The organism is Halomonas sp. Bachu 37 (assembly GCF_039691755.1).
GTDB classification, from domain to species: domain Bacteria; phylum Pseudomonadota; class Gammaproteobacteria; order Pseudomonadales; family Halomonadaceae; genus Vreelandella; species Vreelandella kashgarensis.
In genome coordinates this window covers 1,132,739-1,154,230 of the sequence record NZ_CP137552.1, presented here as the reverse complement: position 1 = coordinate 1,154,230, position 21,492 = coordinate 1,132,739, and the positions used below count along the sequence as shown (strand labels likewise).

20 protein-coding genes are annotated in these 21,492 nt (G+C 55.6%); 8 read left to right on the top strand and 12 right to left on the bottom strand.

Annotated features, from left to right (window positions below):
- Nucleotides 1-7: 7 nt before the first annotated feature.
- A complete protein-coding gene (gene gcvP / locus R5M92_RS05320) occupies nucleotides 8-2,902 on the bottom strand; it encodes an aminomethyl-transferring glycine dehydrogenase (protein ID WP_346798396.1) in 2,895 nt (964 codons plus the stop codon).
- Between the two features lie 86 nt (nucleotides 2,903-2,988).
- The gene (gene gcvH / locus R5M92_RS05315) at nucleotides 2,989-3,381 is read right to left on the bottom strand and encodes a glycine cleavage system protein GcvH (RefSeq protein WP_346798394.1); all 393 of its coding nucleotides are present in this window, start codon (nucleotides 3,379-3,381) and stop codon (nucleotides 2,989-2,991) included.
- A 416-nt stretch (nucleotides 3,382-3,797) separates the two neighbouring features.
- Between gcvH and R5M92_RS05310 the strand changes: the two genes are divergently transcribed.
- Nucleotides 3,798-5,198 (top strand): sodium:alanine symporter family protein, encoded by a 1,401-nt coding sequence (locus R5M92_RS05310; protein WP_346798392.1) that lies wholly within the window; start codon nucleotides 3,798-3,800, stop codon nucleotides 5,196-5,198.
- 92 nt (nucleotides 5,199-5,290) lie between these two features.
- On the top strand, nucleotides 5,291-6,403 hold the full coding sequence (gcvT, locus tag R5M92_RS05305; RefSeq protein ID WP_346798391.1) for a glycine cleavage system aminomethyltransferase GcvT: 1,113 nt from the start codon (nucleotides 5,291-5,293) through the stop codon (nucleotides 6,401-6,403).
- A gap of 64 nt (nucleotides 6,404-6,467) precedes the next feature.
- Here the strand turns inward: gcvT and R5M92_RS16200 are convergent, their stop codons facing one another.
- Nucleotides 6,468-7,256: a LysM peptidoglycan-binding domain-containing protein gene (locus R5M92_RS16200; RefSeq protein WP_417339126.1), complete on the bottom strand. Its 789-nt coding sequence runs from the start codon at nucleotides 7,254-7,256 to the stop codon at nucleotides 6,468-6,470.
- A gap of 119 nt (nucleotides 7,257-7,375) precedes the next feature.
- Nucleotides 7,376-8,254 carry an acyltransferase gene (locus R5M92_RS05290; protein WP_346798389.1) on the bottom strand — a complete coding sequence of 293 codons (879 nt, stop codon included), beginning with the start codon at nucleotides 8,252-8,254 and terminating at the stop codon, nucleotides 7,376-7,378.
- Between the two features lie 179 nt (nucleotides 8,255-8,433).
- Between R5M92_RS05290 and R5M92_RS05285 the strand changes: the two genes are divergently transcribed.
- Nucleotides 8,434-11,304: an EAL domain-containing protein gene (locus R5M92_RS05285; protein ID WP_346798387.1), complete on the top strand. Its 2,871-nt coding sequence runs from the start codon at nucleotides 8,434-8,436 to the stop codon at nucleotides 11,302-11,304.
- Here R5M92_RS05285 and R5M92_RS05280 read toward each other — a convergent pair.
- Nucleotides 11,301-12,194, bottom strand: coding sequence for a LysR family transcriptional regulator (locus R5M92_RS05280; protein WP_346798385.1), 894 nt, complete (start codon nucleotides 12,192-12,194; stop codon nucleotides 11,301-11,303). The two genes, R5M92_RS05285 and R5M92_RS05280, sit on opposite strands and share 4 nt — an antisense overlap.
- Before the next feature lie 204 nt (nucleotides 12,195-12,398).
- Between R5M92_RS05280 and R5M92_RS05275 the strand changes: the two genes are divergently transcribed.
- Complete coding sequence (locus R5M92_RS05275; protein ID WP_346798383.1) at nucleotides 12,399-13,097, top strand: CoA transferase subunit A; 699 nt, start codon at nucleotides 12,399-12,401, stop codon at nucleotides 13,095-13,097.
- Between the two features lie 51 nt (nucleotides 13,098-13,148).
- Nucleotides 13,149-13,817, top strand: coding sequence for a CoA transferase subunit B (locus R5M92_RS05270; RefSeq protein WP_346798382.1), 669 nt, complete (start codon nucleotides 13,149-13,151; stop codon nucleotides 13,815-13,817).
- Between the two features lie 43 nt (nucleotides 13,818-13,860).
- On the opposite strand, the gene R5M92_RS05265 is transcribed toward R5M92_RS05270, so the two are convergent.
- Both R5M92_RS05265 and R5M92_RS05260 read right to left on the bottom strand, forming a co-directional pair.
- Nucleotides 13,861-14,628, bottom strand: a complete 768-nt coding sequence (locus R5M92_RS05265; protein ID WP_346798380.1) for a DUF1338 domain-containing protein — start codon at nucleotides 14,626-14,628, stop codon at nucleotides 13,861-13,863.
- A gap of 160 nt (nucleotides 14,629-14,788) precedes the next feature.
- The gene (locus tag R5M92_RS05260) at nucleotides 14,789-15,046 is read right to left on the bottom strand and encodes a GrxA family glutaredoxin (RefSeq protein ID WP_346798379.1); all 258 of its coding nucleotides are present in this window, start codon (nucleotides 15,044-15,046) and stop codon (nucleotides 14,789-14,791) included.
- Nucleotides 15,047-15,175: 129 nt separating this feature from the next.
- Between R5M92_RS05260 and hybE the strand changes: the two genes are divergently transcribed.
- Complete coding sequence (gene hybE / locus R5M92_RS05255; protein WP_346798378.1) at nucleotides 15,176-15,598, top strand: [NiFe]-hydrogenase assembly chaperone HybE; 423 nt, start codon at nucleotides 15,176-15,178, stop codon at nucleotides 15,596-15,598.
- A gap of 105 nt (nucleotides 15,599-15,703) precedes the next feature.
- Nucleotides 15,704-16,480 (top strand): 3-hydroxybutyrate dehydrogenase, encoded by a 777-nt coding sequence (locus tag R5M92_RS05250; RefSeq protein WP_346798377.1) that lies wholly within the window; start codon nucleotides 15,704-15,706, stop codon nucleotides 16,478-16,480.
- Nucleotides 16,481-16,510: 30 nt separating this feature from the next.
- Here R5M92_RS05250 and R5M92_RS05245 read toward each other — a convergent pair whose 3' ends face one another.
- From R5M92_RS05245 to R5M92_RS05235, 3 genes are all read right to left on the bottom strand, one after another.
- On the bottom strand, nucleotides 16,511-17,050 hold the full coding sequence (locus R5M92_RS05245; protein WP_346798376.1) for a response regulator transcription factor: 540 nt from the start codon (nucleotides 17,048-17,050) through the stop codon (nucleotides 16,511-16,513).
- A gap of 74 nt (nucleotides 17,051-17,124) precedes the next feature.
- On the bottom strand, nucleotides 17,125-18,396 hold the full coding sequence (locus R5M92_RS05240) for an ATP-binding protein (RefSeq protein ID WP_346798375.1): 1,272 nt from the start codon (nucleotides 18,394-18,396) through the stop codon (nucleotides 17,125-17,127).
- Nucleotides 18,397-18,436: 40 nt separating this feature from the next.
- On the bottom strand, nucleotides 18,437-18,853 hold the full coding sequence (locus R5M92_RS05235; protein ID WP_346798373.1) for a hypothetical protein: 417 nt from the start codon (nucleotides 18,851-18,853) through the stop codon (nucleotides 18,437-18,439).
- A 143-nt stretch (nucleotides 18,854-18,996) separates the two neighbouring features.
- On the opposite strand from R5M92_RS05235, the gene pyrC reads away from it, so the two are divergent.
- The gene (pyrC, locus tag R5M92_RS05230; RefSeq protein ID WP_346798372.1) at nucleotides 18,997-20,046 is read left to right on the top strand and encodes a dihydroorotase; all 1,050 of its coding nucleotides are present in this window, start codon (nucleotides 18,997-18,999) and stop codon (nucleotides 20,044-20,046) included.
- Nucleotides 20,047-20,189: 143 nt separating this feature from the next.
- On the opposite strand, the gene mtnN is transcribed toward pyrC, so the two are convergent.
- Nucleotides 20,190-20,909, bottom strand: a complete 720-nt coding sequence (gene mtnN, locus R5M92_RS05225; RefSeq protein WP_346799253.1) for a 5'-methylthioadenosine/S-adenosylhomocysteine nucleosidase — start codon at nucleotides 20,907-20,909, stop codon at nucleotides 20,190-20,192.
- A 50-nt stretch (nucleotides 20,910-20,959) separates the two neighbouring features.
- Nucleotides 20,960-21,427 (bottom strand): S-ribosylhomocysteine lyase, encoded by a 468-nt coding sequence (locus R5M92_RS05220; RefSeq protein ID WP_346798370.1) that lies wholly within the window; start codon nucleotides 21,425-21,427, stop codon nucleotides 20,960-20,962.
- Nucleotides 21,428-21,492: the final 65 nt, after the last annotated feature.

The following is a 21,492-nucleotide window of genomic DNA, read 5'->3' as shown; positions in this document are numbered from 1 at the left end:
GCAGGGCTTAGTTGCGATATTCTTCAATACCGGGGCAAGAGCAAATTAGTTGCCGGTCGCCCAAGACATTATCAACGCGGTTTACAGCGGGCCAATACTTTCCCTCTTTTGTAGCTTCAGAAGGGAAAGCAGCAACTTCTCGCGTATAAGGATGGCACCACTCAACATCGGTAAGGTCGGCTTGCGTATGGGGAGCGTTGACTAATGGATTATCATCAAGACTCCACTGGCCATTTTCCACGGCGCTGATTTCTTCCCGAATACTGATCATGGCATCGCAGAAACGATCGATTTCGTAGAGTGATTCGGATTCAGTCGGCTCGATCATCAAGGTGCCGGGAACCGGAAAGGACATGGTAGGCGCATGGAAACCATAGTCCATCAATCGTTTTGCAATATCTTCTTCACTAATGCCCGAGCGGGATTTTAGCGGTCTGATATCGATAATGCATTCATGCGCTACTGTACCGTTGTTGCCTTTATATAATACGGGGTAGTGTGGCTCCAGCCGCTTGGCTATGTAGTTGGCATTAAGAATGGCTAACTGTGTTGCTTCGCGGAGCCCCCTTGCCCCCATCATCTTGATATAGGCCCAGGATATGGGAAGAATCGAGGCGCTGCCGAAGGCAGCGGCAGAAACGGCGCCGCTGTCTTCGCTGACTCCTTCGATAGGGGTCACTACATGGTTGGAGACGAAAGGAAGCAGATGTTTCTTGACCCCGATCGGTCCCATGCCAGGTCCGCCACCACCATGAGGGATACAGAAAGTTTTGTGCAAGTTCAGGTGGGATACATCGCCACCAAAGTCGCCGGGGCGGGTTAAACCAACCTGAGCATTCATGTTTGCCCCATCGATATAGACCTGACCACCATTGGCGTGGACGATATCACAGGCCTCGCGCACATGAGCTTCAAAGACTCCATGCGTTGAAGGATAGGTCAGCATGATGGCCGATAGATTCTGACTATGCTGCTCGGCCTTGTTACGTAGATCCTGCAGATCGATGTTGCCATTATGATCGCACTCGACTACGACGACTGTCATTTGCACCATGGCGGCAGATGCCGGATTGGTGCCATGGGCGGAGCTGGGTATCAAGCATACATTTCGATGACTCTCGCCTTGTGCAGCCTGGTAACGACGTATTGCCACCAAACCTGCATATTCCCCCTGGGCACCTGAATTGGGCTGCATGGAGATATGGTCGTAGCCGGTGATTTCCACAAGAAAAGCGGCCAATTCCTCAATCATTTGATGGTATCCCGCCACCTGGTCACGCGGAGCGAAGGGGTGGATACGTGAAAAGGCCGGCCACGAGACTGGGATCATTTCGCTGGTGGCGTTCAGCTTCATAGTGCATGAGCCCAGCGGGATCATCGCATGAGTCAGCGACAAGTCCTTGTTCTCCAGGCGTTTCAGGTAACGCAGCATCTCGGTTTCACTGCGGTAGCGCTGGAAAGTGGGGTGTTGCAGAAAAAGGCTTTCCCGCTGGCAGTTCGTGGGAATTCCACTCTCACCCTTATGGGCGATGGCTTCGTCCAGGACCGCTACGGACAGTGCATGCTCTTCGCCAACGAGAACATCGAACAGGGTGGCGAGATCGTGTGAGGTCGTGGTCTCGTCCAGGCTCAGCCCCACATCGCCGTTATCGAAATAGCGCAGATTCAAATCATGGGTCATGGCTCGGCCATGAATCTGGCGAGCATCCACCTGTGTAAGTCGTAGGGTATCGAACCAGGTATCATGCACGAGTTGAATGCCGCTTTGCTTCAATCCTTCCGCCAGAACTGTGGTGAGGCGGTGGGTGCGTTCGGCTATTTTCTTCAGCCCTGCCGCGCCATGATAGGTCGCGTAGAAGCCCGCCATATTGGCAAGTAGCGCCTGAGCGGTACAGATATTGGAGGTGGCCTTTTCACGACGGATATGTTGCTCACGGGTCTGCATGGCCATACGCAGGGCAACCTTGCCTCGACTATCTTTCGAGACACCAATGATTCGTCCTGGAATCGAGCGTTTCAGCTTGTCGGACGTGGCGAAGAAAGCGGCGTGAGGGCCGCCGAAACCCATGGGGACGCCGAAGCGTTGGGAACTGCCTATCGCGATATCCGCTCCCAAGGCACCGGGCTCTTTAAGCATTACCAGGGCGAGCAGATCGGTTGCCACACAGGTCATGATGCCACTGTCACGGGCGCTTTTCAGAACCGGGCCGAGGTCCAGAATTTCCCCGCTGTTACCGGGGTACTGTAACAAGGCGCCAAATACATCGTGTTCGGCAACAGTATCGGCGGGTTTGACAATCAATGTGAAGCCGAAATTCTCCGCGCGTGTGCGCACTACATCAAGTGTCTGTGGAAACACGTCGTCCGCGACAAAAAAGGCATTGGAGCGGGATTTCTTGTTGGCTCGCTTGCAAAGCGCCATTGCTTCGGCAGCAGCGGTCGCTTCGTCCAGCAGAGAGGCGTTGGCAAGCTCCATGCCGGTTAGATCCATCACGACCTGCTGGAAGTTGAGTAACCCCTCCAGGCGACCCTGAGAGATTTCTGGCTGGTAAGGAGTATAGGCGGTGTACCAACCGGGGTTTTCCAGAACATTACGCTGGATTACGGCTGGCACATGGGTGTCGTAATATCCTTGACCGATATAATTTTTCACCACGCGGTTCTGGGCTGCCAGACGCGCCAGGTAATCGAGGGTTTCCGCTTCACCCCGTGGCTCTGCCAGGGCGAGTTCCCGGTTGAGGCGGATATCTTGCGGAATGGTACGCTCGATAAGATGCGTCAGGCTTTCCATCCCAAGGCTATCGAGCATGACGGCGACATCGTTGCTGCTCGGGCCGTTATGGCGATTGATAAAAGCGTCATGGTCGGCCAACTCGGCCAAGCGGCGTTGATCAGAAGGCATGCAGGGAATCCAAGCGGGTAGGTGAATCGGAGCAGTAAAGGAGCCAGGGATCGTAAGCCTGCAACCAAGGCAGGCTTATCGTGGGTTTATTCGGCGTTATCGATCAAGGACTGGTAACCGTCAGCATCGAGTAACCCGTCGAGCTTATTATCGGAGCCAAGGCGTACCTTCATGATCCAGCCATCAGCGTAGGGGGACTCGTTGACCGTCTCGGGTGCGTCTTCCAGCGTTTCATTGACTTCGATGACTTGACCGCTCACAGGAGAGTAGAGGTCGGAAGCGGCCTTGACGGATTCGATCACGCCGAATTCGTCGCCTTTGTTCAGTTCGCGTTCGGGCTCAGGCAGTTCGACAAACACCACATCACCCAAGGCTTGCTGGGCATGATCGGTAATACCGATGGTGACGGTGCCGTCACCATGATCCAGAACCCATTCATGGCTTTCGGCGTAACGCAAATTGGTGGGGATATTGCTCATCTTCATTTCCTATATGAAACAGTTGCTGAACGAACAGGCTGAGCGGCAAATAGTAACGCCAACAGTATTGCTTGGCGACTCTTGCCACGATACGCGCATGAACTGCGTTAGCGATTGCGATCGGACTGGCCTTTCATTTTGTCCGGATATGGTAGCGTGTTTCTTATCGGAAACAAGTTTCCTTGTTGCCTTCAGGCGTTGGTATCCCCACAGCGGGTTTGCCGTTGCCAGTATCGGTTATTGTCACTAGACAGCTTATTTTACCCTGATCGAACACCAAACCATGGAAGAACTCTGGGTAGATGGTGTAAAACATGCTGATCTGTCTGCCTGCGCTGGCATGACAGGCAGTACAGGCCAGAGCCTCGTGGCAAGTGGTCAGGCATAAAAGCTAACCAAGGGAAAAGGAGAATAAAGTGGATACGTTAACGAGTGTCTTCGGCGCTATCAATGGGGTGGTATGGGGGCCATTGATGCTTGTGCTGTTACTTGGCGTGGGCCTCTACTTGCAGATTGGCTTGAAGTTGATGCCGATTAGAAAGCTGGGCATGGGGTTCAAGCTGATGTGGCAAGGCCGTACGCCGGTCCAGAAAGCCACGGAAAAGCCTGATGACGAAGGTGAGATATCACCTTTCAATGCCTTGATGACGGCGCTTTCAGCGACTATCGGAACGGGTAATATTGCCGGGGTGGCGACGGCTATCGCCTTGGGTGGCCCCGGGGCGGTGTTCTGGATGTGGATTACCGCTCTGGTCGGCATGGCGACCAAGTTCGCCGAAGCGGTCCTGGCAGTTCGCTATCGTGAAACGGATAATACTGGCTACCATGTTGGCGGACCGATGTTCTATATCAAGAATGGTCTGGGAAAAAAATGGTTATGGCTAGGCGGCGCCTTTGCTTTCTTCGGGGCGGTAGCTGCCTTTGGAATCGGTAACACCGTGCAGTCCAACTCCGTGGCGGATGCGCTGGATTCCACCTTTGCCATTCCTCACTGGTTGACGGGTATTGTCATCATGGTGCTCGCGGGGGCAGTGATACTGGGGGGGATCAAGCGGATCGCCAAGGTTGCCGGTAAGCTGGTGCCGATCATGGGGATCGCCTATGTGCTGGCCGGGTTAGCCGTGTTGATCGTCAATGCCGGACAGCTCGGTGAGGCGTTCAGCTTGATCTTCTATTATGCCTTCAATCCTATAGCAGCCGCTGGTGGTTTTGCCGGAGCAGCGGTCATGGCAGCGATTCGTTTCGGGGTGGCTCGCGGTATCTTTTCCAACGAGGCGGGGTTGGGGAGTGCACCCATTGCCCACGCTGCTGCGCAGACCAAGAACCCGGTACGTCAGGGGTTGATCGCGATGCTGGGTACCTTTATCGATACCATCATCGTTTGTACCATCACGGCGCTAGTCATCCTGACCTCTACCGTATGGATGGAGGGCGAAGCCGGCGCCTCACTGACCGCGTTGTCGTTTGATGCCGCCTTGCCTGGAGTGGGCAATCAGATTGTCTCGCTGGCCCTGGCGGTCTTTGCCTTCACCACTATTCTGGGCTGGTCATTCTACGGCGAGAAATGCTTCCAGTTCCTGTTCGGTACTCGTTCCATTATGCTTTATCGTGTCCTTTTCGTCTTGGCGATCCCCTTGGGAGCCATGGCGCAGTTAGGCTTTATCTGGCTGATGGCGGACACCTTCAACGCCATGATGGCGATTCCCAACTTGATCGCCCTGGCCCTGCTTTCTCCTGTGGTCTTCAAGCTGACGCGGGATTATTTCAATGGGAAAGATGTATTGCCGGGAGAAGAACTCGGCAACGACAAGCCGTAAGGCTTGAAATAAACTGCCAAGAAGATCGGGAAGGTGTTTAAGCACCTTCCCGTTCTTTTTTCGTTTTACCCGTTTTGATAGAGGAGTCGTTTATGGCCCATCTCAAGCAGACCCCCTTGCATGCGCTGCATGTATCCCTAGGCGCCAGAATGGTGCCATTCGCGGGCTACGAAATGCCCGTGCAGTATCCCTTGGGTGTGAAGAAAGAGCACGAGCATACGCGAGCCGCCTGTGGGCTATTCGATGTGTCCCATATGGGGCAGATTCTGGTTTCAGGAGAAAAAGTGGCCCAGGCGCTGGAGACTCTCGTTCCCTCCGACCTGGAAGGGTTGGGTACCGGCATGCAGCGGTACGGATTATTTACCAGCCTTGAAGGTGGCATTCTCGATGACCTGATGCTGGTGAATGCGGGCGACCATTTTTATCTGGTGGTCAACGCGGCTTGCAAGGACCAGGATATCGCTCACTTGCGAGCCAGCCTGGGCAACACTCATGACATTGAGGTACTGGACCGAGGATTACTGGCACTGCAAGGCCCCCAAGCCGTGAACGTAATGCAGCGGCTGTGTCCCGCAGCGTGTGAGTTGGTTTTCATGCAGCACGGCCGCTTCCAATTGGATGATCATGAAGTCTGGATCAGCCGTAGCGGCTACACCGGTGAAGATGGATTCGAAATTTCCGTTGCGGCCGAGAATGCTGAAGCGCTGGCCAAGCGCCTGCTGGCAGAACCGGAGGTCGAAGCAATAGGACTGGGGGCTCGTGACTCGCTACGACTGGAAGCGGGTCTCTGTCTCTATGGGCATGATATGGATGCCGAAACCACGCCGGTGGAAGCCGGTTTGATTTGGGCCATCGGCAAACCGCGGCGCCATGGCGGAGAGAGACCAGGGGGCTTCCCCGGCGCTGACATGATTCTTCATCAGATCGATGCCAAGGATCATACTCGCAAGCGCGTGGGTTTGGTGGCCGAAGGGAAGGCACCAGTTCGAGAGGGGGCGAAGTTATACGACACCCAAGGTGAGCCTATCGGTTGCGTGACTTCAGGGGGCTTTGGTCCGAGTATAGGTAAGCCGATAGCGATGGGGTATGTGGATATCGAATTGGCCGAGCCGGGTACCCAGGTATTGGCAGAAGTGCGGGGCAAGCAACTGCCGATGACAGTGACGCCGACCCCTTTCGTGAAACCTGGCTATTATCGCGGTTGAACAAACTTTCCTGATTGGCCCTAGCCTAGATGAGCCTAGGGCATCGATATATCAAGAAGATAGTTCATTTCAATACTTGACGCGGGTCGATGGGCTTGCCCTGTTGGCGAAGATCGAACAGCAGATCATGGCGCTGGGTAGAGTTGCTTTGTCCCACGGTACACAGTGGAGTGCCTCTATCGACTCGCGTTCCTACCGCAACCAGCAGGGAATCGCATAGTGCGTAGACAGTCTGCAGGTTGTCCGCATGATGGACGATTACTACCTGACCGAGCTGACGCATATTATCGGCGAAACGAACTTCTCCTGGAGCCACGGCTTTAGCCTTGGCGCCAGCCTGCGTAGCCAGCAACATGGGCTGCAGTGTTCCTCGGCTATCTGGGCCGAATCGGCGCACCACTCGGTAGTCGTCAAGCGGCCACGGCCACCGCTGGGCGGAAACGGGCAGGCTGGCGGAAGCCGAAGGTGAAGCTGTAGACGCCGGCGGTGTGGGCGAAGCTTGTGGCACCTTGCGGGCCGGAGCACTGCGACTTGAACTTCCTCCCGTCAATGGGACGGTAATAAGCTGGCCTATGCGCAATTGGGTGGGCGAGGTGCCAGGGTTGGCACTTTGAATTCGGCTTGCAGTGGTGCCGAAATGGCGTGCGATTTTCGAATAAGTATCACCTGCTCGAACCTGGTATCGGTAAGGCCCACCGGACGGGGCTCGCTCCTGTTGAGTCGGTAACATTAGCCGTTGGCCGACAGTCAACCGCCGGGAATCAGTGCCGGGATTGAATCGCTGTAAGCGCTCGATGGGAATCCTGGCTTGAGCGGCCAGGGAACTCAAGGTGTCGCCGCGAGATACGCGGATCCAGTGACTTGGTGCGTGGCCACTCGGCGCGGTATCTATGCGCTGCTGTGTACGCTCGGTAGGAGCAGCGCATCCCTGAAGAAAACTCAACGATAAAAATAAACAGAACGCGAAGCGTCTCAAAGATGATCGAGACGCTTGTCGAGTGCGGCATCTTTTTCTTGCCACAGTGCATTGAGCCATGAATGAAAGCGTTCCTTGTGCTGAGATTCCTGATAATCGATATCTTGCATCCAGGCAGGAACATCGAGCCGTCGGACGTGGAGCATGACAGGCTGCTCCTTGCCACAAAGAAAGTCCCAGAAGCTTGGAGAAGGATTGCGGTAACTGATGGTGATATCCAGGATACCGTCCAGCTTGTCCCCAAGCAGACTGAGAACCTGGGCAACTCCCCCTGCCTTGGGAGTTAGCAAATGCCTGAAAGGGCTGTTGCGAGCATCGCGTTTCGCGGGCGTGAAACGAGTCCCTTCAACGAAATTAAAAATGGCAATCGGCATGTCACGTGCCCTTTCGCACATGCGCTGAGTCATTTCTCGATCAATTCTAGCCAGCTTGGGGTTCTTCTGCACCTGGTCGCGAGTGAAGCGACGCATGAACGGGAACTCCAGCGCCCAGAATGCCAAGCCTACAATGGGTATCCAGATCAATTCCCGTTTCAGGAAAAAGCGCGGCATGGGGATGCGACGATGCAGCACCATCAATAACATGAAGATGTCGGTCCAGCTGCGGTGATTCGAAATGACCAGCCACCACTGGCGAGGGCTAAGATTATCGGGGAAGGTAGCCGTGAGCGCTGGTTTCAACCAGTGCCGCATCCACCACAAATTGAACCCGATCCAGTTGAGTGCAACTCGATTGAGCCCTTCGAGGAGCAGCCGTTTTAGTTTAAAGCCCGGTGCAATCACTTTAAGCAGGGTCAATGCCACTAATGGCACTCCCCAGAATAGGGTATTTAGCGTCAGCAGCATGACGCTCACGAATCCTTTCAGGATGGCCATCGACTAAATCCTCAAAACACTTGTATCCAATGCTAAATGATCTTGGCAAAGCTTCCCAGCCTGCCTTGTTTGCTGGATCAAGTAACAGGTGCCATGTTTTTATGTAGCGAAGGTTTGGGTGGATCAGTCTTTTTCCATGGATTGGTAGGAGAATGCCGGTGTCAGCTCGGAAGTCATGTGTGAGACAAAATAGTGAGCTGGCGGCTACCTATCTGCTGACAGGCATACTGCTCAGTCATACCTTGGGATACAGCTATACTACCCCGTTCTGGCTTCCGGCAGGCTTTGCTTTGGCGGCGGGTGTCCGTTTTGGCTATGGTGTATTGCCGGGTGCTGGCATCGGTAGTTTTCTCTTCAATATTTCGTACCTGGGGGGATGGGAGCTCAATCTGGACCCTCGGGTATACCTGACCGCATTGGAAATTGCGATAGGTGTCGTGGCTCAAGCGGCGGTAGGCGTTTGGGGCGTCCATCGACTGGGAAACCCATTGGTCAGTGGCCGGAAAGGGAGTATTCCAGGTTTCATTCTAGCGATAGGGTTCGGCTCCACTCTGCTCAGTGCCACCGTCGCTACTGCCGCCTTGTGGCAGCTCACTCCGTCGCCCGTCGGCCCACATCCTGCACATGTCTGGCTGGGCTGGTGGTTGGGGGACAGTTTTGGTGTGGTAGTAGGCGCCCCCTTGGCCTTGGCTATGCTCAGTCGTGCTCCCAATGGTATTTCCCGGCGCTCGAGGCGGCGACTACTAGTCCTGTTGGGCGGCAATTTAGCCGCCATTCTCTTTATTCACCAGGGGCAAGTGAATCAGCATAAGCGGCAAATCGAGCAATCCTTCGCCCGCGACGTGGAAATATTGCAAGCCAACCTGAACCGGATATATCAGCAGAACCTGGCGGACCTTGGCAAGCTGGCCCGTGCCTTCAGCCGGGATCGGCCACCCTCACCACAAGTATTTCATGATCTCTCCTATCAGATATTTACCGATAATCCATCAGTGCTGGCGTATTCTTGGGATCCGGTAGTACCGGTCGCCGAGCGCAAGACCTTCGAGCGCCAGACGCGGCAATTGCTGGATCGGGACGACTATCTCGTCGAGGGCGACTCCCTCGGACAAGACGATTCCATGGTGGTGGTCCAGTATGTGGAGCCATTGGCGCAAAACGAAGCGGCGCTTGGATTCAACTTATTATCTCAAGAGGATCGTCGCCAGTGGGTTTATCGGGCGTTTCAAAGCGGCCGACCCACCGCGACTGAAGTCATTCATCTGACCCAGGCGCCGAATGAACCGGGATATCTGATTCTGCAGCCGGTGTATCACTCACAACGTCAGCCCCAGGCGGTTTCGCTTGACAGCGACCAGTCTCTCGCGGGATTTGTGGTCGGCGTCTTTACCGTGTCTCGAATGATGAGCGCCGCGGTAAACATGAGCGAACTAGCCTTCATGGAGATAACCCTGAGCCAGGCAGGGGATCGCTTCTATTACCTGCCTCTCGAGCAGCCGAGTTCTCATGAGAGTTCTCATGAGAGTTTTTACGAGAGCTTTTATGAAAGTTCTCTGAAGGAACGTTTTACCCTCGATTTCGCGGAACAGACGTGGCTGGTGACGGTAGCCGCAGGCCATGGTTACCGCTTCGCGGCTCCCGGAAATACGTTGTTCGAATTCAACTTGCTACTCACGCTGCTTGGGGCGATGGGGGCCGCCGTCGTGCTCGGCATGCATACGCGTGAAGCCACGTTGGCACTTCGAGTGGAAGAGAAAACCCGGGACCTTGAGTATCAGGCCCACCATGACACTCTGACCGGGCTGGCGAACCGGTCACGGCTGGAAGCTGATTTGCACCATCGGCTTCGCCAGGAGCCGGTGCAGGGTTTCGCCTTGATGCTGATGGACCTGGATCGCTTCAAGCTCGTCAACGATAGTCTGGGACACGGTGCGGGAGATCAGTTGCTCATTGAACTGACGACTCGCTGGCACGGGCGCTTGGGAAACGGGGCAACATTATATCGTATGGGGGGAGACGAGTTTGCCGTCATCTACTCGACTTCCCGAAACGAAGCGGAGGCCCTGCTGGAGGATGCCAAGAGCCTGGGACAGGACTGGTTGAAAACTACCCAGCAGACCGTGTCGATCGGGCAGGTTTCGTTTCAAATCACCGCCAGTCTAGGTGTGGTGCTTTGCCCCTGGGATGGCACGAATGCCAGCGATGCGATACGCAACGCCGATAACGCGCTGCACCAGGCCAAGCTTCTCGGCAAGAACCAGTTGCAGGTTTATCAGCCTCGCCATACGGCGGTGAGTCTGGAAAGTTTCGCTCTCGAACAGGATTTGCGCTTGGCCATCAGCCGACATGAACTGGTGCTGTACTACCAAGGACAGTATTCGCTTGAGTTGCGTAAGCTTTGCGGTTTTGAAGCGTTACTGCGATGGCCCCACCCCGACAAGGGCATGATTTCTCCCGCGCAGTTCATTCCTCTGGCGGAAGAGACCCAACTGATCGTGCCTATCGGCTGGCAGGTGATTTCAATGGCGTGCAGTCAATTGGCCCGTTGGCAAGATGCAGGCCACACGATACCTTATGTGGCGATCAATATTTCCCCCCTGCAGCTTCTCCAGGCAGATTTCGTGATACGTTTGAACGAATTGGTCGATGCCTCCGGTGTGGCCAGGCATCGTATCGAACTAGAGATCACCGAGACCCTTTTGTTGCAGGATCCCGATGTTGCCCTGGAGCAGCTCAATGCCTTGCACCAGGCGGGGTATCGTCTGGCACTGGATGACTTCGGTACCGGATATTCTTCCTTCAATCGACTTAAGCAGATGCCCCTGGATCGTATCAAGATAGATCAGTGCTTCGTCAAGGATATCGGGCGTAACTCCAAGGATGAGGCGATCATTCTGAGCATGATCGACCTGAGTCACCGTCTTGGGATCGAAGTGCTGGCCGAGGGAGTGGAAACCTGGGAGCAATATCATTTCCTTCTGCGCCACGGATGCAACGATATGCAAGGTTTCTTGTTGGCCAAGCCTGAGGCGAAACCCTGCCTGGACTAGCGGCTCAAGGTCGGGGCTTGCACGGTTTCCTGCAGTACGCCACTGAGGGTGTGGGCCGCAATGGATAGCTCGTCATGGGTCAGGATGCCTACCGTGCAGGTGATGCTTGGCTCCAAGAGCGGCAGACAACAAGCGCCGGACTCCTGCATTTGCCGAATACACATCGAGGGGACTGCACTGACACCGAGGTTGGAAGCCACCATGCGGCCCACGGTAGCAAGTTGATGACTTTCAAATGCCACTTGCAAGTCGATGTCACGCTTGCCAAGTTCCTGTTCCAGCAACCGGCGCACCATGGAGGGTCGTTGCAGAGTAATGATGGGCTGCTGCAAGAGCATGGGCCATGTCAGATAGTCAAGTGCCGCCAGAGGTGAGTCTCTAGCAACCACGGCGACAAAGCGATCCTCGAACAGGGCGGTAAACGATAGACTGCCAGTGCCCTCGGGGCGGAAGGCTATGCCCATTTCAACCTGGCGTGAACGCACCATCTCGGTGACTTCTTCATTGATCACATCATGCACGGTGATGTTGATGCGTGGATAGCGCTGGCGAAACTCGACCAGCGCCGCAGGCAGCAGGTTGCAGGCAAATGCTGGCATTGCGGCAACGCTCAAGCGGCCCAGCTGCAGGGTGAAGCGCTGGCGTAGCAGCTCCTCGGTATTATCCCACTGGGCCAGGAGATGCTTGGCCAAGGGGAGCAGGGACTCGCCTTCGGGGGTAAGCCTTACGCTGCGAGTGCTGCGGATGAGAAGCCTGCCGCCCAGAGTCTCTTCAAGCCCCTTGATGGCCAGGCTGAGAGCCGGCTGGGAAAGATGCAGCCGATCGCAGGCCTGGGTGAAACTCAGCGTCTGCGCTACGGCAAGAAAAGCACGAAGTTGTTTGAGTGTCACGCGGTTAGGCCTTCAGTCGATTATTTTGAAAAAATGATAAATTGATAAAAAAAACAAACTTAACAAATATATTGCCAGGGACAACACTGACGCTACAGTAAAATCGTATCGAGCATGACTAGTGCGTTCTTGGTGAGCATCGCAGCTACTTTCATCAGGAGCGTCTCCCACGGTATTTCACCAACAACAATGTGAGGCTTACCAATGGCAGGATTCGATAAGCGGGTTTCATCTTACGCGGAAGCCATGGAGGGAATCCAAAGCGGTATGACGATTCTCGCCGGTGGCTTCGGGTTATGCGGTATTCCGGAAAATCTGATTGCGGAAATCAAGCGCCAAGGCGTCAAGGACCTTACCGTCGTCTCCAACAACTGTGGCGTGGATGGTTTCGGGTTGGGCTTGCTCCTGGAGGACCGTCAGATCCGCAAGATCTTCGCATCCTATGTGGGAGAAAATGCCCTGTTCGAGCAGCAGATGCTCAATGACGAGATTGAAGTCGTGCTCACTCCTCAGGGAACCCTGGCAGAAAAAATGCGGGCCGGCGGTGCGGGTATACCAGCTTTCTATACGGCCACCGGCTATGGCACACCTATCGGTGAAGGCAAGGAAGTACGTGAGTTCAACGGGCGACCGCATATTCTCGAAGAAGCCATCACCGGTGATTTCGCCATCGTCAAAGGGTGGAAAGCCGATCGCTACGGGAATGTCATGTACCGCCACACTGCACAGAACTTCAATCCCATGGCAGCGACTGCGGGTCGTATCACAGTCGTGGAAGTCGAAGAGATCGTCGAACCGGGTGAACTGGAACCGAGCCAGATTCATACCCCGGGCATATACGTGGATCGTCTCATCCAGAGCTCGTTTGAAAAGCGTATTGAAAAGCGCACCGTTCGCAGCTGATCCATTGGTTCAGGTCTTTTCGAGAATTCGATATAACAAGAGGTAATTGACATGGCTTTGACACGTGAACAGATGGCGCAGCGCGTGGCCCGCGAGCTGGAAGATGGCTTCTACGTCAATCTCGGTATCGGCATCCCCACGCTGGTTGCCAATTATATTCCCGATGGTATCGATGTCATGCTGCAGTCGGAGAACGGACTGCTAGGGATGGGGCGCTTTCCCACCGAGGAAGAAGTGGATGCCGACATGATCAATGCCGGCAAGCAGACGGTAACGGCCCGCCCTGGTGCCGCGATTTTTTCCTCGGCGGAGTCCTTCGCCATGATTCGTGGGGGACATGTGGATCTCACTGTACTGGGAGCGTTTGAAGTCGACCAGAACGGCAACATCGCCTCATGGATGGTTCCCGGCAAGCTGATCAAGGGCATGGGCGGTGCCATGGACCTGGTGGCCGGCGCGGAAAACATCATTTGTACCATGACCCATGCTTCCAAGCATGGTGAATCGAAGCTGCTGGAACAGTGCAACTTGCCACTGACAGGAGCTGGTTGCATCAATCGGGTACTTACCGACCTGGCCTATCTGGAAATCAAGGACGGCAGCTTTATCCTGAAAGAGCGGGCTCCTGGCGTGAGTGTCGAAGAGATCGTCGAGAAGACGGCCGGCAAGTTGATCGTGCCGGATCACGTACCCGAAATGACCTTCGTCGAGCTTGATTGAGCCGTGTCTGGGCCAGGCGGTGGATATTCATCCTCAGCCTCGCTCAGGCAATTTCACACCGCGTATGATGTGGCAGCAGGAGTTCGGCAACGCGCTCATGGGCGGTTTGAACACACTTCTGAGCCAGCGCAAGCCCGCCCAGGCTGATGCGATGTTCGTCGCCGTCGGCAAACACCACTTTCTGTGGTGGGGCGGGGTAGAAACGGTAGTCGAGCAGAGGGGAAATCGGCACCACCCCGTGGTGGCGATCCGTCTGTCCGGTCAAGCCTGCTTGTGTCAGCTTCTGGTCCAACGCGTCTAGTGTGGTGCCGAGCTGGCGGCAGTCAAACCCGGCATGATGCAGACGGGGTCCCATGATCGACAACCAAGCTGCAAGGGGATGAGCTTGCTTCAGCTGCTGATAGGTTTGCCAATCCGGCATGGGCCAAGGCCTGCCCCGACACAAGAGATTCTGTCCTTTGCAGTCGTCGGGATGGGCCTGGTTGATCAAGGCTTTGAGCTTTTCACGAGGCTGGCGCGACAAGGTTCCCAGTTGAAGTTCCGCAAGCACCAGCCAGCTGCCGTTATCCGTTGGCGCGAGCAAGTGGACAAGAACGCCTCTATCCGCCATGGCATAACGGCTCATGACGCGGTATCCCAGGTGAGCGAGAGACGGTAGCAGGGCGCTACTGGCAAATGCCCCATAATTGAGGGTAAGAAGCGTCATGTATTCCGCGGTGGTCGGCAAGGGCCATAGCCGCAGCGCCCCGATGTCGGGATGAGCGTGAACGTAGTCCAGCCATAGTTGCTGTGTGAACTCCTCGCGTTGCATAACGTTTCCTCGCCTTTGACGGTACCGACTCCTGATTCATCGCCAGCAAGGCTGGTCGGGGTCAGTATAGGCAAGGAAGGATCAACGCCGTTCAACGCGAGTAAAACGGCGTTGTCGCTGGAGTGCCGCTGGAGTCGCCGAAGTGCGAGCCTTAGAACGTCTAGAGCAACCCTTGGGTGCGCACATAATGATCAAATTCGCTAAACCCACCGATATGAGCTTGATCAACGAAGACCTGCGGAACCGTATATACGGGCTTGCCTGCGGTCTTGGCGATGTCTTCCTTGGTCACACCCTCTTTCGGCATGTCCACATAGCGGTATCCTTCAATCTTGCCCGCTCCCTCGAGTTGCTCGGCCAGGCGCAAGGCCCGTACGCAGAAGGGACAGGACATACGGCCGAAGATAACCACGAACATTGCACTCTCCTGAAGCATGATCAATTGGGCGTCATTGTGTAGCACCGCCCTGAAAATCGCCAATAGCGAACGACTACTCGCCCCATAAGCACGATGTATACGCATTAACGAAGGACACTAGGAGAAAAAATGCAGGCCTTGAGTTCCGCAGACTATCGATATCTTGCCGATATTGCCACGCGCTACCGGGATAAGCATTTGCGTGAAATGAAACTCTCTCCTCATTTCAATCCTGCCTTGGGGGTTGATGCCTTGTGTTTCCACCGAGTCGATGAGGTGCTGGTGGGGGCGTTGATCACTCCCATTGCGTTATGGCTGGTAGCCGTGCCAGCGCAAGCAAAAACGCACATACCCCCAGCAGAAGGAACCTGCTATCGACTATCTCTACCTTCAGGTGAGTACCGCCTGGAAGCGGAACTTCTCGAACCGCCGTTTCATGTCTGGCGGTGCTGTATCCTGGAAGATCTGAAGGAACTTCAAGACATGGGTGAAGCCGCAAGACTTGCTCAAGCGATGATGACGCGGTTGATGCAAGTTGATGACACAAAGTGATACAACATGAACAAGGCGTGAGTCCAAGTACCCAAACCAGATTGCCAGAAGTAAATTACCCAGAAACGAGTTACGCAGAACAAGCTACCCAGAAAGGAGAGCAGCATGAATGAGCATGGAAAAAACGCGACCCCTCGAGTAGCCCTGGTGACGGGCACCAGCAGCGGCATCGGTGAGGCAGTAGTAAAGCATCTATGTCAGCTAGGCCATCAAGTACTGGCAGTGGATTTCAACCCGGCGGGCGAGAACGTGGCGGAAGCTGCGGGCGCCGCCTTCTTCCAGGCGGACCTGACCGACCCCGAGGCCTGCCGTGCCGCCGTAGCGGAGGCCAACAAGCGGTTCGGAGGAGTGGATATTCTCGTCAATAATGCCGGAATTCAGCATGTGGCACCGATAGAAGAGTTTCCGGAAGAGAAATGGCGCCAGATCATCGACTTGATGCTTACCGCGCCTTTCCTGTTGACGCAGGCGGCATGGCCACATATGCGCGAAAACGGCTGGGGGCGCGTGATCAATATTGCCTCGGTTCACGCACAGGTAGCATCACCGGGTAAGTCCGCTTACGTCAGCGCTAAACATGGCATGATCGGTTTGACCAAGACAGCGGCCCTTGAAGGCGGTGCGCAGGGAATCACTGCCAATACGATCTGTCCCGCTTATGTGAAAACTCCGCTGGTAGACAATCAGATTGCTGACCAGGCCAGGATGCATGGTATGGAAGAGCAGGAAGTCATCGAAAATATCATGTTGAAGAATGCGGCGGTCAAGCGGTTGATCGAGCCGGCTGAAGTGGCAGAAATGGTGGCTTTCCTGGCCTCCGATTCAGCCGGGGCGGTTACCGGCAGCAGCTGGAACATCGACCTCGGATGGACCGCGCAATAAGTTCGTCGTGAAGCGACCGGAACCGCAGCATCAACGCTTGACCGGCCTTTTCTGCAACTTTCTTTGCAGTGTACGACGGTGCATTCCCAAGGCACGCGCGGTAGCAGAAATGTTGCCGTCGTGTTCTTGTAGTACCTTCTGGATATGTTCCCAGGTGATACGGTTGATCGATGGTGGATTGTCCGCAAGCTCGGTGTCGGGATCGCCTGTCTGACGTTCGAAAGCCGCCAGGACATCATCGGCATCCACTGGTTTGCATAAATAGTTCACCGCTCCCAGCTTGATCGCCTCGACGGCGGTCGCAATGCTCGAGTATCCCGTCAGAATCACAATGCGGCACTGGGGAGCCACTTCCAGCAACTCCGGCAATAGCTTCAGCCCCGAACTGTGCTCAAGCTTGAGGTCGAGCGTGGCCATCACCGGGTCATGCTGTGCTGCCAGAACCATGGCCTGTTCGGCATCATGGGCCACCAGAACCTCGTAGCCTCTACGACTCAAGGCACGGCTAAGTACGTGGCAGAACATTTCATCGTCATCGACGATTAGTAGTCGTTGCTCAAGGTTTTGCATGGGGACCTCGATGGCTGTGTACCAGGGGCGACAAATTATTTCGCCCTAGTGAAACATAACTTTGCAGGATAGCTTCAATGCGGCGCATGACGAGGCAGGATGACCTCGGTCAAGGTGCCGCCTTCGGGGTGGTTGTAAAGACTGACCCCCCCGCCAAATCGATTGATGGTGGCGTGGGTGAGAAAGAGCCCGATCCCCATCCCTTTGCTCTTGGTCGAGACAAAGGTTTCACCCAATTGATCGGCAATGGATAGGGCGACTCCGGGACCGTGGTCGCGAATGTCGATAGTGATGCTGTTTTCGTTCCAGTCCAGGCGAATGGATACGCTGTCGGGGTTTGCATCCGCTGCGTTGTTGAGCAGGTTGGTAAGCGCCTGGTCGAGTGTGGCATCGACTGCCAGCCAAGGGCGCCCGCGACGCTCCGCTATCTCCAGATGATGACTTACATCGGGACGTAACACGAGCCAGCGCTGAACGACGCCGGCTAGCCAGGTTTCGGCATCGATTACTTCGGGCTCCGCCATCCTCCGCCGATCCGCATTGGCCACCAGGTGCTGCAGGCGAGCCTTGCAAATATCCACCTGCTGGCGCAAGAGAGCCACATCCTTGCCTATGGGCGAGTCGGTGTCGGTTTCCTGCTCCATCTCCTTGAGTAGCACGGCCATGGTGGATAGAGGCGTGCCCAGCTCGTGAGCCGTGCCTGCCGCCTGTGTCGCGACGGCAAGTACTTGTTCGTTGCGTAAAGCGGCCTCGCGAGTACGCGAAAGGGCTTGGTCGCGATTGCGAAGCGCATGGGCCATCTTGTAGATGAAAAAGGTGACGAGACTGGCGGAAAGCCCGAAGTTGATCCACATGCCCAGGGTATGAAGCGTTAGAGGCCTGTCGATGGGGATGTGGCCGAATTGCGGGATGGGCCGGTAGAAAAACATCAGCAGCGTGTACGACGCCATGGCGCACGCTGCGATGATCCAGGCATGACGCCAGGGCAGCGTTGCCGCGGCGATAGTCACTGGAACCAGATAATAGGTGATGAAGGGATTTGTGGAGCCACCGGTAAAATAGAACAGCAAGGTGAGGCCGGTAATATCCGCCAGAAGATGCAACAAGTATTCGCCATGGGTGACAGCCCTGGGCTGGCTCAACCGCCACCATGTCAGTAGATTGAGCAGTCCCATGGTGATTATCACGCTTACCACGGTCACTACCTGCAACTGAAACGCCAGCAACTCGACCCCTACGATCACCCCGATCAAGTAACCTGTCCAGGTGATGCCTCGAACGATAGTCAGCCGTACCAGATTGCGGTTGGGAGTGGAAAGCGGGAGGGGCAGGGCGGTTGTCGGCATATCATTTCCAGGCGAGCAAACGATAAAAATCAGACGATACTCATTTCGTCGCGGAGTTCTTGACGCTGTGGGCGACTCCCTTCAGAGCCAACGTCAGCACGAAGACCAGCCAGCCGGCAGAAGCCATGAGATTGATCAGTAGCATCTTTTGCAGCCATGCGCTGCCCAGCAGAGCCTCCATCACCAGATAAATCGCCATGGCCAACAAGACGGGCAGTGCCAGTACATGTACCCACATGTCGGTGCGGCGCTTGCGCACATGGTAGCGACGCATCGTCAAGCGCAAGGGGCGGTGCGCCCAACTGGTAAATATCACGGTACCTACGGCAAGACCGGCTGCAAGCGTAGGTTCTAGACTTTCTCGATAAAGAGAAACGCTGATCGACCAGCCCAGCATCAGCCACATCAAGCCTTCCATGCTGGCGATCAGGTCGGCATAACGGCGAATCTTGGACATTAGAACGTTACTTCCCGTACAGGCGAGTTTGCCAGCATGATACGCCAAAGAAAGCGGGGTGTGGGCGAAGTGACGGCGGATTTTTCTTCCATCGCTATCGCGTATACTAGCGAGGCAAATCTACTTCAAGCACAGGAAATCGCGTGGACTCTCTTACCCTGACTCGTCCTGACGACTGGCACCTACACCTTCGTGACGGCCCGCACCTCGGCTCCGTGGTGGGCCATAGCGCCGCTCAGATGGGGCGTGCCATCATCATGCCCAATCTCAAGCCACCCATCACGACGACAAGGCAAGCGGCGGCATACCGGCAACGGATCCTCGATGCTCTTCCTCAAGGTTCGGAATTCCAGCCCCTGATGACGCTTTATCTGACTGACACCACACCGGCGGAGGAAATCGAGCAAGCTGTGGCGAGCGGTATCGTGCATGCGGTAAAGCTGTATCCCGCCGGCGCCACCACGAACTCGGACTCAGGCGTGACCGACCTGCGCCATTGCGAAGCGGCCCTAAAGGCTATGGCACGCTTGGGGTTGCCGCTGTTGGTGCATGGAGAAGTCACCGACTCGGACATCGATATCTTCGACAGGGAAGCGGTGTTCATCGAGCGTGTCATGAAGCCGCTACTGGAGCGCCATCCCGGGCTCAAGGTGGTTTTCGAACATATCACCACGGCCCAGGCAGCGGAATTCGTTGCCCAGGCACCTGACAATATCGCGGCAACCATCACCGCCCATCACTTGCTCTTCAATCGCAATCACATGCTGGTAGGGGGCATCAAGCCCCATTATTATTGCCTGCCGATCCTGAAGCGTGAACGCCATCGTCAAGCCTTGCTGGCAGCCGCCACTTCCGGCAGTGGCAAGTTTTTTCTGGGAACAGACAGCGCCCCTCACGCTCAGGGAGACAAGGAGTCCAGTTGCGGTTGTGCCGGGGTCTACTCAGCGCCGGCAGCTATCGAGTTCTATGCTGCAGCCTTCGAAGAGGCGGCGGCGCTGGAGCGATTGGAGGGCTTTGCCAGTCACTTCGGACCGGACTTCTACCAACTACCGCGCAACACTGACCGTATCACCTTGCGGCGCCAGGAGTGGACGATGCCCGAAGCGTATCCCTACGCTGGCGATCAACGGATTATCCCACTACAAGCCGGTCAATCCCTGGCCTGGAAGCTCGCCGGAAAAGGGGCGCAGTAAGCGCAAGGCCTAGCTCCGGCATCGGTAGAAATCAGGGACAATCGTCAGGAAGCGAGGAGAAACAGATCGAGAGAAGCGCTGCAGCAAGCGCTTCTACTCTTGATGGAGCCAGTTGTGGAAGATCGAGGGTAGGAAGCAGAAGATCAGGCTTGCGTACCGGACGAACCTAAATGCTGCAACATTCTGTCCACCATGCGATAGGAGTGATCTGCCGCCATGGGCAGGAACTCATCGAATGAAAGATGATTCTCACCGCTGCCAGGTATATCCGACAGCGCTCTGATCACCACAAAAGGGCAGTCAAACAGATGGCAGGTCTGGGCGATAGCCGCCGCTTCCATCTCCACGGCGAGCATGGCGGGAAACAGAGCACGTGTCGCCGCGACCTTAGCGGGATCGGACATGAAAGCGTCCCCCGTCGCTATCAAGCCTTCGCGCACTTGAACCTCACCCATGGCTGAAATGGCTTTTCGGGCAATTTCCATCAGCTCGGGTGAGGCCCGATAGGCTGGGGGCATGCCCGGCACTTGACCCATTTCATAACCGAATGCCACGGCATCCACGTCATGATGACGTACTTCACTGGAAATAATGATATCGCCGATGTTCAAGCCATCGGCAAAGCCGCCTGCTGAGCCTGTATTGATCACGACATCAGGTTGGTAGCGTTCCAGCAGCAGGGCGGTACCCACCGCTGCGTTGACTTTGCCTATGCCCGATTGCAGTAGCACCACCTCGAGACCGTAGCGGATGCCAATATGGAAAACCGAGCCCGCGTGCTCATGGGTCCGGGCGTTTTCCAGCTGGATAGCCAGTTGCTGTACTTCCTGCGGCATAGCGCCGATGATACCGATCCGCTTCAAGTTCCTCTCCTCACGCTCTGCAAGTTCTTCTCCTTCTTCGCGCTGGTGCCTCAAGCGAATACATTCTTCCATTCGCTGCGTCCCGCCAGGAAATCGCGCGCTATGGACTTGGCACCTTCCAGGCTGTGGCTCGCCGCCCAGCCGCACTGCATTTCATTGCATGCAGGCACGGCTTCGGCCACCAGCACGTCGTTAAGCGTTTTCTCGAGAAGATCGAGCACATCGTCATAATCGTCATGGTTGATCAACGATACGTAGAACCCTGTCTGGCAACCCATCGGGCTAATGTCGACGATTTTATCGGTATGGTTTCGAGATAGTTCGGCCAGGAGGTGTTCGAGCGAGTGCAGTGCCGGCATCTCCATATGAGTCTTGTTGGGTTGGCAGATGCGCATGTCATACTTGTGAATCTCGTCTCCCTGGTCGCCTACCTTGATGCCTGCCAGGCGCACATAAGGCGCCTTGACCTTGGTATGGTCGAGGTTGAAGCTTTCCACGTTCATGGGTTTATTGGTCATTGATAGTGCTCCTTGTAGGTAGCGGTGTTCGCTGTGGCTGATATGGGGATCCGCTGAGGCGTTGT

Bases quoted from the DNA above. Each gene is read 5' to 3' on its own strand.
- gcvP (WP_346798396.1), bottom strand. From the start codon at position 2,902: ATGCCTTCTGATCAACGCCGCTTGGCCGAGTTGGCCGACCATGACGCT.
- gcvH (WP_346798394.1), bottom strand. From the start codon at position 3,381: ATGAGCAATATCCCCACCAATTTGCGTTACGCCGAAAGCCATGAATGG.
- gcvT (WP_346798391.1), top strand. From the start codon at position 5,291: ATGGCCCATCTCAAGCAGACCCCCTTGCATGCGCTGCATGTATCCCTA.
- R5M92_RS05290 (WP_346798389.1), bottom strand. From the start codon at position 8,254: ATGGCCATCCTGAAAGGATTCGTGAGCGTCATGCTGCTGACGCTAAAT.
- R5M92_RS05275 (WP_346798383.1), top strand. From the start codon at position 12,399: ATGGCAGGATTCGATAAGCGGGTTTCATCTTACGCGGAAGCCATGGAG.
- R5M92_RS05270 (WP_346798382.1), top strand. From the start codon at position 13,149: ATGGCTTTGACACGTGAACAGATGGCGCAGCGCGTGGCCCGCGAGCTG.
- R5M92_RS05265 (WP_346798380.1), bottom strand. From the start codon at position 14,628: ATGCAACGCGAGGAGTTCACACAGCAACTATGGCTGGACTACGTTCAC.
- R5M92_RS05260 (WP_346798379.1), bottom strand. From the start codon at position 15,046: ATGTTCGTGGTTATCTTCGGCCGTATGTCCTGTCCCTTCTGCGTACGG.
- hybE (WP_346798378.1), top strand. From the start codon at position 15,176: ATGCAGGCCTTGAGTTCCGCAGACTATCGATATCTTGCCGATATTGCC.
- R5M92_RS05250 (WP_346798377.1), top strand. From the start codon at position 15,704: ATGAATGAGCATGGAAAAAACGCGACCCCTCGAGTAGCCCTGGTGACG.
- R5M92_RS05245 (WP_346798376.1), bottom strand. From the start codon at position 17,050: ATGCAAAACCTTGAGCAACGACTACTAATCGTCGATGACGATGAAATG.
- R5M92_RS05240 (WP_346798375.1), bottom strand. From the start codon at position 18,396: ATGCCGACAACCGCCCTGCCCCTCCCGCTTTCCACTCCCAACCGCAAT.
- R5M92_RS05235 (WP_346798373.1), bottom strand. From the start codon at position 18,853: ATGTCCAAGATTCGCCGTTATGCCGACCTGATCGCCAGCATGGAAGGC.
- R5M92_RS05220 (WP_346798370.1), bottom strand. From the start codon at position 21,427: ATGACCAATAAACCCATGAACGTGGAAAGCTTCAACCTCGACCATACC.